Annotated in this window: 12 protein-coding genes; 8 read left to right on the forward strand and 4 right to left on the reverse strand. The window is 69.1% G+C overall.

Annotated elements, in window-relative coordinates; all coding sequences use genetic code 11:
- The first annotated feature begins 162 nt into the window (after positions 1-162).
- From BLTE_RS03865 to BLTE_RS03875, 3 genes are all read left to right on the forward strand, one after another.
- Positions 163-840: an energy-coupling factor ABC transporter ATP-binding protein gene (locus BLTE_RS03865; protein ID WP_244600100.1), complete on the forward strand. Its 678-nt coding sequence runs from the start codon at positions 163-165 to the stop codon at positions 838-840.
- The gene (locus BLTE_RS03870; protein ID WP_126397786.1) at positions 837-1454 is read left to right on the forward strand and encodes an energy-coupling factor transporter transmembrane component T family protein; all 618 of its coding nucleotides are present in this window, start codon (positions 837-839) and stop codon (positions 1452-1454) included. The genes BLTE_RS03865 and BLTE_RS03870 overlap by 4 nt, the downstream gene beginning before the upstream one ends.
- A 229-nt stretch (positions 1455-1683) precedes the next feature.
- Complete coding sequence (locus tag BLTE_RS03875) at positions 1684-2250, forward strand: biotin transporter BioY (protein ID WP_126397788.1); 567 nt, start codon at positions 1684-1686, stop codon at positions 2248-2250.
- An 8-nt stretch (positions 2251-2258) separates the two neighbouring features.
- On the opposite strand, the gene purD is transcribed toward BLTE_RS03875, so the two are convergent.
- Complete coding sequence (gene purD, locus BLTE_RS03880; protein ID WP_126397790.1) at positions 2259-3533, reverse strand: phosphoribosylamine--glycine ligase; 1275 nt, start codon at positions 3531-3533, stop codon at positions 2259-2261.
- 322 nt (positions 3534-3855) lie between these two features.
- Here purD and BLTE_RS03885 point away from each other — a divergent pair, with 322 nt between their 5' ends.
- Complete coding sequence (locus tag BLTE_RS03885; RefSeq protein WP_126397792.1) at positions 3856-4809, forward strand: complex I NDUFA9 subunit family protein; 954 nt, start codon at positions 3856-3858, stop codon at positions 4807-4809.
- 105 nt (positions 4810-4914) lie between these two features.
- Here the strand turns inward: BLTE_RS03885 and BLTE_RS03890 are convergent, their stop codons facing one another.
- Positions 4915-5718 carry a class I SAM-dependent methyltransferase gene (locus tag BLTE_RS03890; RefSeq protein WP_126397793.1) on the reverse strand — a complete coding sequence of 268 codons (804 nt, stop codon included), beginning with the start codon at positions 5716-5718 and terminating at the stop codon, positions 4915-4917.
- Positions 5715-6521, reverse strand: coding sequence for an undecaprenyl-diphosphate phosphatase (locus BLTE_RS03895; RefSeq protein WP_126402035.1), 807 nt, complete (start codon positions 6519-6521; stop codon positions 5715-5717). The genes BLTE_RS03890 and BLTE_RS03895 overlap by 4 nt, the downstream gene beginning before the upstream one ends.
- 274 nt (positions 6522-6795) lie before the next feature.
- Here BLTE_RS03895 and rpsT point away from each other — a divergent pair, with 274 nt between their 5' ends.
- The 4 genes from rpsT to BLTE_RS03915 all read left to right on the forward strand — a co-directional run bounded on the left by rpsT (position 6796) and on the right by BLTE_RS03915 (position 12480).
- Positions 6796-7062 carry a 30S ribosomal protein S20 gene (gene rpsT, locus BLTE_RS03900; RefSeq protein WP_126397795.1) on the forward strand — a complete coding sequence of 89 codons (267 nt, stop codon included), beginning with the start codon at positions 6796-6798 and terminating at the stop codon, positions 7060-7062.
- 1253 nt (positions 7063-8315) lie between these two features.
- On the forward strand, positions 8316-9728 hold the full coding sequence (gene dnaA / locus BLTE_RS03905; protein WP_244600101.1) for a chromosomal replication initiator protein DnaA: 1413 nt from the start codon (positions 8316-8318) through the stop codon (positions 9726-9728).
- Between the two features lie 192 nt (positions 9729-9920).
- A complete protein-coding gene (dnaN, locus tag BLTE_RS03910; protein WP_126397799.1) occupies positions 9921-11039 on the forward strand; it encodes a DNA polymerase III subunit beta in 1119 nt (372 codons plus the stop codon).
- 190 nt (positions 11040-11229) lie between these two features.
- Complete coding sequence (locus BLTE_RS03915; protein WP_244600102.1) at positions 11230-12480, forward strand: DNA replication/repair protein RecF; 1251 nt, start codon at positions 11230-11232, stop codon at positions 12478-12480.
- A gap of 267 nt (positions 12481-12747) precedes the next feature.
- On the opposite strand, the gene BLTE_RS03920 is transcribed toward BLTE_RS03915, so the two are convergent.
- A complete protein-coding gene (locus BLTE_RS03920; protein ID WP_244600103.1) occupies positions 12748-13077 on the reverse strand; it encodes a hypothetical protein in 330 nt (109 codons plus the stop codon).
- Positions 13078-13099: the final 22 nt, after the last annotated feature.

The following is a 13099-nucleotide window of genomic DNA, read 5'->3' on the forward strand; positions in this document are numbered from 1 at the left end:
GCAAGTCCTTGGCATGGTGCCGCGCCCGGTTGCGCCGCCAGGGTGCGCTTCTCCTGTGCCGCAGCCGGTGGCGCCACGCCCGCTTGCCCGCTATGAGCGGCGTTCGCTCTGCCACATCGGACCGCCATGCGCCACCCCGATCCACCCGCATCCGCCGCTGCCGTGACGGTCGAACTCGACCGCGCCAGCGTCGAAATCGACGGCCGCACGATCATCGCGCCGACGACGCTGACGCTGACCGAGCGGCGAATCGGCATCATCGGCGCCAATGGCTCGGGCAAGAGCACCTTCGCCCGCCTGCTGAACGGCCTGATCGTGCCGAGCAGCGGCACGGTGCGGGTCGGCGGGCTCGACACCGCCAAGGAGGCCGCGCGGGTGCGCCGCATGGTCGGCTTCGTGTTCCAGAATCCCGACAACCAGATCGTCTTTCCGATCGTGGCCGAGGACATGGCGTTCGGGCTCAAGAATTCGGGCCTGCCGAAGGCCGAGATTCCGGCGCGGGTGGCGGCCGAGCTGTCGCGGCTCGGCATCGGCCATCTCGCCGAGCGCGCGAGTCATTCGCTCTCGGGTGGCGAAAAGCAGCTCGCCGCGCTCGCCGCCGTGCTGGTGATGCGCCCCAGGCTCGTGGTGTTCGACGAGCCGACCACGCTGCTCGACCTCAGGAACCGCAATCGCATCCGCGCCGTCATCGATGCGCTGGCCGAATCGGCGCTGGTCGTCACCCACGATCTCGATCTCGTGCAGAGCTTCGAACGGGTGCTGGTGATCGAGGACGGCCGCATCGCCGCCGATGACGCGCCCGCCGCCGCCATCGCCTGGTATCGGGAGCGCGCCGCGTGACCGCACCCCTTTATGTTGCCGGCGACAGCCTGCTGCACCGCGCGCCGGCGTCTGCCAAGCTCGCGTGTCTTGTGGTGCTCGGCACGGCCGTGTTCCTCACCGCCGATCTTGCGCTGCTTCTGCCCGCCACGCTCGCCGCGGCGCTGCTGCTTGCGCTCGTCCGCCCGCCGCGGGCGCGGCTGGTGCGCCAGCTTGCCGGCAGCGCGATCCTGATCGGCGTGGTGGCGCTCATCGCCGGCCTGTCGCAGGACTGGCACCATGCGGCGGTGGTGGCGCTGCGCTTTTCGGCCATTGTGCTGGCGGCGCTGGCGGTGACGCTGTCCACGCGCGCCGCCGACATGCTGGAGGCGATCGAGGCGGCCCTGGCGCCGCTCGACCGGCGCGGCCTCGTCGATTCCGCCCGCATCGCGCTCGCCGTGTCGCTGGTGCTGCGCTTCGTGCCCGAAATCCTCGGCCACTACCGCGAGATCCGCGAGGCACAGGCGGCGCGCGGGCTCGACGCCAATCCGGTGGCGCTGATCGTGCCGCTGGTGGTGCGCACGCTCAAGGACGCCGACGACATCGCCGCCGCCATCGAGGCGCGCGGCTTTCCGCCCGAGCGGGCCGGGCGGTGAGGGGCGGGCGCGTCTGATACGGTTTCCGGTTGATCCCTTCGGGATACCGGAAACGGTCTCACCGAAAACCCCTTGTTCGATAATGGGGTTTTCGGCGATCGGAATACGGTTCTCCGGCTGATCAGCCGGAAACCGTATGAAAAGACGGCCGGCGCGAAGCCGCTTGTCGGCGGCGGCCAAGCCATGGTCTGGTGCGACGCTCCCTTAAACTTGGCCGAAGCCTCTCGACATGACCATCCGCGACGTCGTCCTGATTGCCCTGTTCGCCGCGATCATCGTTGCCCTCGGGCTGGTGCCGGCCATTCCGGTCGCCGGCATTCCGGTGCCGATCACCCTGCAGACGCTGGGCGTGATGCTGGCCGGCGCTGTTCTCGGCCCCAAGCGGGGTGCTGCCGCCTGCCTGCTCGTCCTCCTGCTGGTGGTCATCGGCCTGCCGGTGCTGGCCGGCGGCCGCGGCGGGCTCGGCCTGATCCTCAGCCCCACCGGCGGCTTCCTTCTGGGGTTCGTGGCCTCGGCCTATGTCATCGGCTGGCTGGTCGCCCGGTTCGACCGTCTGCCGCTGGCGCGCGAGAAGCCGGCGGCGCGCGCCGCGCTCACCGTGCTCGCCTGCATCATCGGCGGCATTGTGGTCGAATACGCCATCGGCATTCCGTGGCTGGCGGTGGCCGCCGGCCTGCCGCTGTCGAAGGCGGCGCTCGGCGCGCTGGCCTTCGTGCCGGGCGACCTCGTCAAGGCGATCATCGCCGGCCTCGTCGCCAGCGGCGTCAAGCGGGTCTATCCGATCGCGCCGAAATAGACCGGCGGTCAGCCGGCGCGCCCGATCGCCCGCCAGCCGATGTCGCGCCGGCAGAAGCCGCCCGGCCAGTCGATGCGGTCGACCGCGCGGTAGGCCTTGGCCTGCGCCTCGGCGATGGTCGGCGCCATGGCGGTGACCCCCAGCACCCGCCCGCCGGCGGCGACGATGTCGTCGCCGCGCTGCGCGGTGCCGGCGTGGAACACCACCACGTCGGGATCGCCCTGGGCGGCGCTGTCGAGGCCTCCGATCACCGTGCCGGTCTCGGGCTTGCCGGGATAGCCCTTGGCGGCCAGCACCACGGTCAGCGCCGCGTCGTCGTACCAGCGCAGCTCGACATCGCTCAGCGTGCCGTCGCGCGCCGCCATCAGCGCCGGCAGCAGGTCGGACACCAGGCGCATCATCAGCACCTGGCACTCGGGGTCGCCGAAGCGGACATTGTATTCGATGAGCTTGGGGCCGGTGCTGCCGACCATCAGCCCGGCATAGAGGATGCCCTTGAACGGGCATCCCTTTTCGGCCATCGCCCGCAGCGTCGGGCGGATGATCTCGGCCATGGTCCGCTCGACCACCTCCGGCGTCATCACCGGTGCCGGCGAATAGGCGCCCATGCCGCCGGTATTGGGGCCCTGGTCGTTGTCGAAGACGCGCTTGTGGTCCTGGGCGGTGGCGAGCGGCAGAGCGGTGGTGCCGTCGCTGAGCACGAAGAACGAGGCCTCCTCGCCGTCGAGGAACTCCTCCACCACCACGGCCGCCGTGCCGGGCGCGGCCGATTCGAACAGCTGGTCGAGCGCCGCCTCGGCCTCGGCCACGGTGGCGGCGACCACCACGCCCTTGCCGGCGGCGAGGCCATCGGCCTTGACCACGATCGGCGCGCCCTGCTGCCGCACATAGGCCTTGGCCGGCGCCAGCTCGGTGAAGGTGGCATAGGCGGCGGTGGGAATGCCGGCATCGCGGCACAGATCCTTGGTGAAGCCCTTGGAGCCCTCGAGCCGCGCCGCCGCCTTGGTGGGGCCGAACGCCTTGATGCCGGCGGCCTCCAGGTCGTCGACCAGCCCCGCAACCAGCGGCGCCTCCGGCCCGACCACCACGAGGTCGATCTTCTTGACCCGGCAGAAGGCGATCACCGAGGCATGGTCGGCCGGGTCGAGCGAGACGCAGGCGGCCTCGGTGGCGATGCCGGGGTTGCCCGGCGCGCAATAGAGCTGCGTCATCAGCGGGCTCGCCGCGAGCTTCCAGGCCAAGGCATGTTCCCGGCCGCCCGAGCCGATCAAGAGCACGTTCATGTTTCAATTCTCCGCTCGCGGCGAGGGGTAGCGAGGCGGCCGGCCGACCGCAAGCCTGCCGCGGCGCGCCGCGGCCTCGCGGGGTGGGCGAGGGGGCTTGAGCGCCCGCCATTCGGGCCGGGCCGGCCGGGCACTTCGCCGGACACTCTAAAGTGTTGAATTATCGCACTCTCTTTCGCGAAACCGGTTCCCACTGCCGGCCGGAATGCTCTAGATGATACGGTTTCCGGTTGATCCCCTCGGGATACCGGAAACCATATGGTTGCCTCGGGGCCAGGAGCTGGAGCACGATCCCGCGGGCTGCGGAAGAGGACTGAGGAAAATGGATCGTCTGGTCACGGTGTTCGGAGGGTCGGGCTTCGTCGGGCGCCATATCGTGCGCGCGCTGGCGAAGGCCGGCTGGCGGGTGCGGGCGGCGGTGCGCCGGCCCGATCTCGCCGGTCATCTGCAGCCGCTCGGCACGGTCGGCCAGATTTCCGCCGTCCAGGCCAATCTGCGCTATCCCGATTCGGTCCGTCAGGCGGTGGCGGGGGCGCACGCGGTGGTCAATGCCGTGGGCATCCTGTTCGAGACCGGCCGCCAGCGTTTCGATTCCCTGCATGCCGAGGGCGCCGGCACCGTCGCCGAGGCGGCGGCCGCGGCCGGTGCGCGTCTGGTGCACGTCTCGGCGATCGGCGCCGATCCCAAGTCGGCCTCGATCTATGCCCGCACCAAGGCGGCGGGCGAGGAGAAGGTGCGCGCCGCCGTGCCGGGGGCGGTGATCCTGCGGCCGTCCATCGTGTTCGGGCCGGAGGACGGCTTCTTCAATCTGTTCGCCTCGATCGCCCGCATCTCGCCGGTGCTGCCGCTGGTCGGCGGCGGCAAGACCTGCTTCCAGCCGGTCTATGTCGGCGACGTCGCCAAGGCGGCGCTCAAGGGCGTCGAGGGCACGGCGGCGCCCGGAATCTACGAGCTCGGCGGCCCGGAGGTGAAGACGTTCGAGGAGCTGCTGCGGATGGTGCTCGACATCACCGGCCGCAAGCGGCTGCTGGTGCCGCTGCCCTTCCCGGTGGCCTATCTGCAGGCGCTGGTGATGCAGTATCTGCCGAGCCCGCTGCTCACCCCCGATCAGGTGACGCTGCTGAAGAGCCACAACATCGTCTCGCACGCGGCGATCCAGAGCGGCCACACGCTGGAAGGGCTCGGGATCACCCCCACCGCGCTGATGAGCGTGCTGCCCAACTATCTCAGCCGCTTCCGCCGCGAGGGCCAATTCTCGGAACCGCCGCCGGTGTGAGGGACAAAGCATCTCCCGCAAACGTGGCTACCGGCTTTGCGGAAGAAAATGTGACACACGAGAAACTTGGAGCGCCGATCTGATGCGGTCGGATCGTATGACGCCCTAGCCGGCGCGCGGGCGGGAGACCACCAGCCGCAGCGAGCCGTCGAAGCGGGGCTGCGTGCGCAGGTGACCGTGGCGGCGGTCCCAGGTGCCCTCGGCGAGGGCGCGCCGCAGCCGCTCGATGCTGCGGGCGGTCTCGTCCTCGTCGATGAAGCTCCAGGCCGAGCAGGCTTGGCGCGCTGCAGCCTCCAGGAACCGTTCCGGCCGGCCGTAATAGGCCTCGTTGAAGCCGTCATGGCAGAGGAGGGGGATCGGCACCGGCCGCACCTCGGTGATGCCGCCGAGCGCGGCGGCGATGCGGCGCAGCGACGGGTAGCGCCGCGCCTCGGTCTCGAGCACCGCCGGCGCATAGTCGGCGAGCCAGAAGCGCGTCACGAGATCGGGGTCGCAGGTGAGCACCACCGCCGGGCCGCGGGTCACCCGCCGCATCTCGGACAGGCCCGCCTCCAGATCATGCCATTGATGGACGGTGAAGGTGGCCATCGCGGCGGCGAAGCTGCGGTCGGCGAAGGGCAGGCGCTCGGCACAGGCGGCGATCGCCGCCGGCAACGCGGCCGGGCGCTGCGTCCGCATCGCCGCCGACGGCTCGACCGCGACCACCGCGCGGTCGTGCGGCTCGTAGGATCCGGCACCGGCCCCGACATTGAGCACGCTCTCCGCCGGACCGAGCGCCGCGGCGATGAGGGCGGCGATCTGCGGCTCCGGCTGGCGGAAGGCGGCGTAGCCTGAGCCGATCGCCCCATAATCGGTGTCGCCGGCACTGCCGTCGCGGCGGCCGGCGACTGTCGCCTCCGCCGCGCTCATCCGATCAGCCACAAACCGAGCAGGCCCAGCGTGCCGGCGGCGATGCGGTAATAGGCGAAGGGCGCGAAGCCGTGCCGGGCGACGAAGTCGAGCAGCGTCTTGACCACCAGCACCGCCGCGCAGAACGCCGCGACGAAGCCGACCAGGATCAAGAGGCCGTCGTCGGCGCTGAGCACCGACCAGTTCTTATAGAGGTCGTAGGTGAAGGCGCCGGCCATGGTCGGCAGCGCCAGGAAGAAGGAGAATTCGGCGGCTGCGCGCTTGTCCACCCCCATCAGCATGGCGCCGACGATGGTGGCGCCCGAGCGCGACACGCCGGGGATCATCGCCACGGTCTGACAGCAGCCGATGCCGAAACACATCAGCGGCGTCAGCCGCATGGCGTCAAAGTGGCGCTGGGGCAGCCGCAGCCGGTCGACGATCAGAAGCACCACGCCGCCGAGGATCAAGGTGATGCAGACCAAAGCCGGTGTTTCGAACAGCACACGCTTGATGAAACCGTGGGCAAGTACGCCGATGACTGCGGCCGGCAGGAAACCGACAACAATTCCGATGACGAACCGTCGTGCTTGAGGATCTGTCGGCAGGCGGATGGCGACATCGACAAAGCGGGTGGAGTAGACAACCAGGATTGCCAGGATGGCGCCAAGTTGGATCAAGACTTCGAACGTCTTTCCCGATGACTCGAAGCCGAGAAAGTGGCCGACCAGCAGGAGGTGACCGGTCGACGATACGGGAATGAATTCGGTTAAACCTTCGATGAGTCCAAGGAAGGTGGCCTCGATCAAATCGCCGAGTGTCATATTATCCCCCGATGCCGAAGGAATCAGCGTGCGCCGCACGGCACTTCGGCAAGGCTTCTTTCCACGAGAGCAGGCTTTACTGCAAGCGCTTGGCCGAAAGCTCCATACTGAAACGGCTATGGCGCCGTTGACGCTACCGGGGACGGCGGTTATAGAGCCGCGACGCGAGTTGCGGCCCGGTGAGCCGGCGAACCGAAAACGTCGCTCAAGCCCTCCGCAGAAGCTGACAGCAGGCGCGGCGTCGGACCGCACCCAGACTTACAGGATTCAGGCCATGGCCAACACCAGTTCCGCCAAGAAAGCGGCCCGCAAGATCGCCCGCCGGACCGCCATCAACAAGATGCGCCGCACCCGGGTGCGCACCGCGGTGCGCAAGGTCGAAGACGCCCTCGCCAAGGGCGATGCGACGGCCGCCGCCGCCGCGCTCAAGCTCGCCGAGCCGGAGATCATGCGTTCGGTCGGCAAGGGCATCCTCCACCGCAACACCGCGTCGCGCAAAGTCTCGCGCCTGACCAAGCGGGTGAAGAAGATCGCCGACTGAGGCGGGGCGCCGGGGCGCCAGCTGCGCCGCCTCTGCCCGCCCGCGGCGGGCGATGGCAGGCGGACCGGCCCCGCGACACAAATGGTTCAAGGATGGAATCCGGCACTTGTCACCAAGTGCCGGATTTCTGCTATTCTGGCTTGAAATTTCTATGACGCCGCACGCAGGGGGATGAAATTCATCCGGCGACCCCACTTTTCACGATGGCGGATCCGATTCGGTCATCCGGAACCATACGTAAATTTCCCATTGACTCAATTTTCCGGTTTGGGGGGCGCAGGGGCCGCTTGGCAGGCTTTGGCCGTCGGTCTCGCCGCTCAGATTTTCTCCTGAATAATCAATTGTTTGGACCCTAAGCGGCGGCGGGGCCGGGATTCTCGATCGGTTCCAAACGGGCCGAACGGGCCGATTTCGGGATTGTGGGCGAGTGTTGCAACGGCGACGCCCAGCCAAGATTCCGGCAGAATCCTCAGAGATTTGCCGGCTGACCTTTGCCCCCCGCGCCGTGCTTTTGTTTCGGCACCGATCCGGCCGCGCGCCGCAGCCGGGTTGGACGCGAGTTGCGAAGGCCGGGATGCGTGTTAAGACTCCGTTCACCTGCGGGGGTCATCCCCAGGTAAGTCTGTTCGTTCAGAGTTATTTTTAGTTGGAGCTGCGGAGAGCATGACCATGCAAGGGTTTCCCAAACGGACCCCGATCTTGGTCTAGTTATCCAGCAGTCGATATACTTGCGAACTTGTTTTGGGGGCCAGCCGGCGTCCTGTCGGCGGGTGGCGTAACAAGTATCGACATTCCAAGTAAGAAGAGCTGCGCGTTGTTGCAGCCGAGGGACAGCTATGTCTGGAATTGCACCGAACGGAGAGTGCCGGGGTCACACTGGCCCGCGATCTCCGATTGACCGCGCGCCTCGGCCCTGTGGGTCGGGGATCAAGCCCGATGCCGTCTCTGCCGCTGATGTCCGGGGACCGAACGGCCCTCGGGTCGGGGCGGTGCCGGCAGCGGCACGCGCGGTCCCATTCCCGGGCGCACCCAGCGTGCGCTGAACGCGACTTCCGGCAACGAAACCGACGTGTCTCCTGCCTGGCGGGGCAGAGGGGCATGACGATTGCGACCATCGACGAAAAGCGGAGCGGCGGATGTTGAAGAGCGAAGGTCTGGAGACCGGTTTTTTCCCGGGCCACAAATCGGTACGGAGCGCCCAGCCTGCGTTTGCGCGGACGTCGACGCGGTTTGACACCCAGTTCGACTCGCAAATGGCGGCGGCCTCGTGGGATCGCGTGCGCTCCCGGCTGAAGTCGACGCTGGGCGAGGAGGTCTATGCGAGCTGGTTCGCCTGCATGCAGCTCGATGCGGTGGCCGGCGAGGGCGTGCGCCTGTCGGTGCCCACGCGCTTCCTGAAGAGCTGGATCCAGACCCATTATGCCGAGCCGCTCGACGCCTTCTGGCGCGAGGAGATGCCGAGCCTGAAGCAGGTGGATCTGGTGGTCCGCTCGGCGGTGGCGCGGCTGCCGGCCCGCCCGGCGGCGGTCGAGCCGGCGCCTGCGGCGGCGCCCGCGCTGCCGGCCGGCACGCGGCCGCGGCCGATGCCGATCGTCGACACCCCGTTCGCCAATGTCGAGGGGCTGCCGGCCTCGCCGCTCGATCCGCGCCTGACCTTCGAGACCTTCATGGTCGGGCGCTCGAACACGCTGGCCCACGCCGCGGCGCAGGAGATCGCCGAGTCGCGTGCCGGCGAGAGCATCCGCTTCAATCCGCTCTATGTTCATGCCGCGGTCGGGCTCGGCAAGACCCACCTGCTGCAGGCGATCGCGTGGCGGGCGAGCCGGCTCGGTCGGCGCGTGCTGTATCTTACGGCAGAGAAGTTCATGTTCGGCTTCGTGGCGGCGCTGAAGAACCAGACGGCGCTGGCCTTCAAGGAGGCGCTGCGCGGCATCGATCTTCTGATCATCGACGACCTGCAGTTCCTGCAGGGCAAGTCGGTGCAGCAGGAATTCTGCCACACGCTCAATGCCTTGATCGATTCCGGCCGGCCCGTGGTGATCGCTGCCGACCGGCCGCCGGGCGAGCTTGAGAGCCTGGACGAGCGGGTGCGCTCGCGCCTTGCCGGCGGCCTGTCGGTCGAGATCGGCCCGCTGGAGGAGGAGCTGCGCCGCGCCATCCTGGCGGCGCGCATCGGCCAGATCCGCACCAAGCATCCCGGCTTCGAGGTGCCCGCCGAGGTGGTCGACTATGTCGCCGCCCAGGTGACCGCCAATGGCCGCGACCTCGACGGCGCCCTCAACCGGCTGCTCGCCCACAACACGCTGACGAGCTGCCCGGTGACGCTGGAGATGGCCGAGCACGCCATCCGCGACCTCGTGCGGCATACCGATACCAAGCGGGTGCGGATCGAGGACATCATCCGCCTCGTCGCCGAGCACTCCGGCATTTCCAAGCAGGACATCCTGTCCTCGCGCCGCACCGCCAATGTCGTGCTGCCGCGGCAGGTGGCCATGTATCTGGCGAAGACGCTGACCCTGCGTTCGCTGCCGGAGATCGGCCGCAGGTTCGGCGGGCGCGACCACACCACGGTGCTGCACGCGGTCCGCAAGATCGAGGAGAAGGTCAAGACCGACCGGGCGTTCGCCGACGAGGTCGAGCTTCTCAAGCGGCGCATCCTCGACTAGAGGGATCGCTCCGGCGCATCCTGGCCGGGTGCCGATTGGCGGAAGGGCCTTCGCATTGCTGCGAATCCTGCGCTAAAGTCCCTGTTCCCGGCCCGGGTGGCCGGGGGGAGGGCCGCTCGGCCTCAGCCCGTCTGCGTCTTCCGGAGCTTTCCGCCGCGCGGCCTCGCGCCGCCGGCAGTCGAGGTGTCGTCAATGCGTACCATCGTCGAGCGGGCCGACCTCGCCAAATCGCTTGGCCACGTCCACCGCGTGGTGGAGAAGCGCAACACCATTCCCATTCTCGCCAACGTGCTGCTGCGCGCCGACGGCACGCGGCTGGAGCTGAAGGCGACCGACCTCGACCTGGAGGTGGTGGAGTCGATCGCCGCCGACGTGAAGCTCGCGGGCGCCACCACCGTGCCGGCGCACATGTTCCATGACATCGTGCGCAAGCTGCCGGAGGGGGCCGAGATCTCGCTGGAGGCCGACACGGCCAAGGGCACGCTGGTGATCCGCGCCGGCCGCGCCCGCTTCCAGCTCCAGACCCTGCCGGAATCCGACTTTCCCGACCTCACGGCCGGCGAGTTCGGCCACCGCTTCACGCTGAGCGCGGCCGACCTCAAGCGGCTGCTCGACAAGACCCAGTTCGCGATCTCGACCGAGGAGACGCGCTACTATCTGAACGGCATCTATCTGCACACCATCTCCGGCCCCGAGGGCGAGATGCTGCGGGCGGTCGCCACCGACGGCCACCGTCTGGCCCAGGTCGAGTTCGCCGCCCCCGCCGGCGCCACCGGCATGCCGGGGGTGATCGTGCCGCGCAAGACCGTGGCCGAGGTGCAGCGCCTGCTGGAGGACGGCTCGACCGAGGTGCAGATCGAGCTCTCGACCGCCAAGATCCGCTTCGCCTTCGGCGACACCGTGCTGACCTCGAAGCTGATCGACGGCACCTTCCCCGATTACGCGCGGGTCATCCCGGTCGCCAACGACAAGACGCTGCTGGTCGACAAGGCGGATTTCGCCGCCGCCGTCGATCGCGTCTCGACCGTGTCGAGCGAGCGCGGCCGCGCGGTCAAGCTCGCGCTGTCGGAAGGCAAGCTGGTGCTGACCGTCACCAATCCGGACTCCGGGTCGGCCACCGAGGAGATCGAGGCCGACTATGCCGCCGATCCGCTCGAGATCGGCTTCAACTCGCGCTATCTCCTGGAGATCACCGGCCAGCTCGAAGGCGACGATGCCGAGCTCAAGCTGGCCGATCCCGGCTCGCCGACGCTGCTGCGCGACAAGGACAGCCGCGGCGCGCTCTATGTGCTGATGCCGATGCGGGTGTGAGACGAACTCCGGCCGATCAGGCCGGAGTTTCGTATCCCGGTCGCCGAAAAATCCCTTCCAGATCAAGTGTTTTTCGGCGAGACCGTTTCCGGTATCCCGAAGGGATCAACCGGAAACCGTATGAGACGGCGCCGGGCGATCAGGCTCGGACTGGCCACGGGCCGGGACCGGCGCGCGGCCGTGACCACGCATGATGACGTTACCCGAATCTCCCTGGCCTTCGCGCCGCGCCGCGCGGGTGCGGCGGCTGTCGCTGGTCAATTTCCGCTCCTGGCGGCGCGCGGTGCTCGATCCCGGCGACGCGCCGGTGGTGCTGGTCGGCCCCAATGGTGCGGGCAAGACCAACCTGATCGAGGCGATCTCGTTTCTCGCGCCCGGCCGCGGCCTGCGCCGCGCTACGCTGGAGGAGGTGGCCCGCGACGACGATGCCGCCGGTAGCGGTTACGATCATGACGGCAGCGGCGGTAACGGCGGCGTCTCGGGCGAGGGCGGCGACCCCGGCAACGGATCTTGGGCCGTGTCGGCCGAGATCGAGGGTCATGTCGGGCCGGTGGTGCTCGGCACCGGCATCAACCCGTCTGATCCGACCGCCCCGGTGCGCAGCCGCGATTGCCGGATCGACCGCGTGCCGGTCGGCTCCGCCGCGGCCTTCGCCGAGCATCTCGCCATCGCCTGGCTGATTCCGCAGATGGACGGGCTGTTCCTCGGCCCGGCCGCCGAGCGGCGCCGGTTTCTCGACCGGCTGGTGCTGGCGGTCGATCCCGCCCACGGCGCGCGCGTCAATGCGCTGGAGCGGGCGCTGCGCTCGCGCAACCGCCTGCTGGAGCAGGGGGGAGGGGACGCGCGCTGGCTCGATGCCGTCGAGCACGAGGTGGCCGAGGTGGCGGTGGCGGTGGCGGCGGCACGCGCCGAGACGGTGCGGCGGCTTGCCGCCGAGATCCTCGCCGGCCGCGACGATGCCGGGCCGTTTCCGTGGGCGGGCCTGCGCATCGAAGGCTGGCTGGAGCGGGCGGTGGGCGACACGCCGGCGCTGGCGCTGGAGGATCTCTACCGCGCCCGCCTCGCCGAGGGCCGCGCCCGCGACCGCGCCGCCGGCCGCACGCTGGACGGGCCGCACCGCTCCGACCTCGTGGTGATCTTCGGCCCCAAGGGGGTGCCGGCCGACCGCGCCTCGACCGGCGAGCAGAAGGCGCTGCTGGTCGGCCTCGTGCTGGCGCATGTGCGGCTGGTGGGGGCGATGACCGGCATGCTGCCGGTGCTGCTGCTCGACGAGATCGCCGCCCATTTCGACCCCGATCGCCGGGCCGCGCTCTATGACACGCTGATGCGGCTCGGCGTGCAGAGCTGGATGACCGGCACCGACCTTGCGGCCTTCGCGGCGCTGGGCACCCGCGCGGTGCGCTTCGCGGTCGAGCCCGGCCGGCTGACGCGGCTGGATTGAACAGACGTATCCGGACCAACCTCACCCCAGCGGTTTCCGGCGGCGAGGCGGTTTCATCGCCGGCGGGTCGGCTCTTCCGGTGGCAGACTGAGACCAACGGCCCCAGACGCTGACGCGTGGGGCCGTTGACTCTTGCGGATTTTCTTTCGGGAAACCAAAGATTTCTCGAAAATCCGCGACCGGAACCAACGGCCCGCGTTCGCGGCCGTTGGCATGAGACGGCCCCCCCGCGAGCTTCTGGTTTCCAGCCTCGCTACGCACCCCTGTTCAACCGGGAAGATGGTCGACAGTTTGGACCGGGAGGATGGTCGACAGGTCTGGGTTGGGGTTTGCGGTTTGTTCCGCCGGCTCGCGGAGCCCCGGACGGGGCGGAGCGAAGCGGCGGAACAAACCGCGGCGATCGATCAGGCCGATGTCGTGCGCGCAGAAGCGCACCACATGGTCGCCCGTCTCGAGCTCCTCGAGGCCGAGCAGCTCGCCCGCGAAGGCTTCGCCGATGAAGACGTGCTCGCCCTTCCACTTGATGTCGCCGGCCGGCCGCACCCGGCGCACCTGATGATCGGCGTCGTACCAGGGGTCCTCGACGGTCTCCGGCATCGCCCGCGGGGATGCGACGTAG

Source organism: Blastochloris tepida, from assembly GCF_003966715.1.
Lineage (GTDB): Bacteria > Pseudomonadota > Alphaproteobacteria > Rhizobiales > Xanthobacteraceae > Blastochloris > Blastochloris tepida.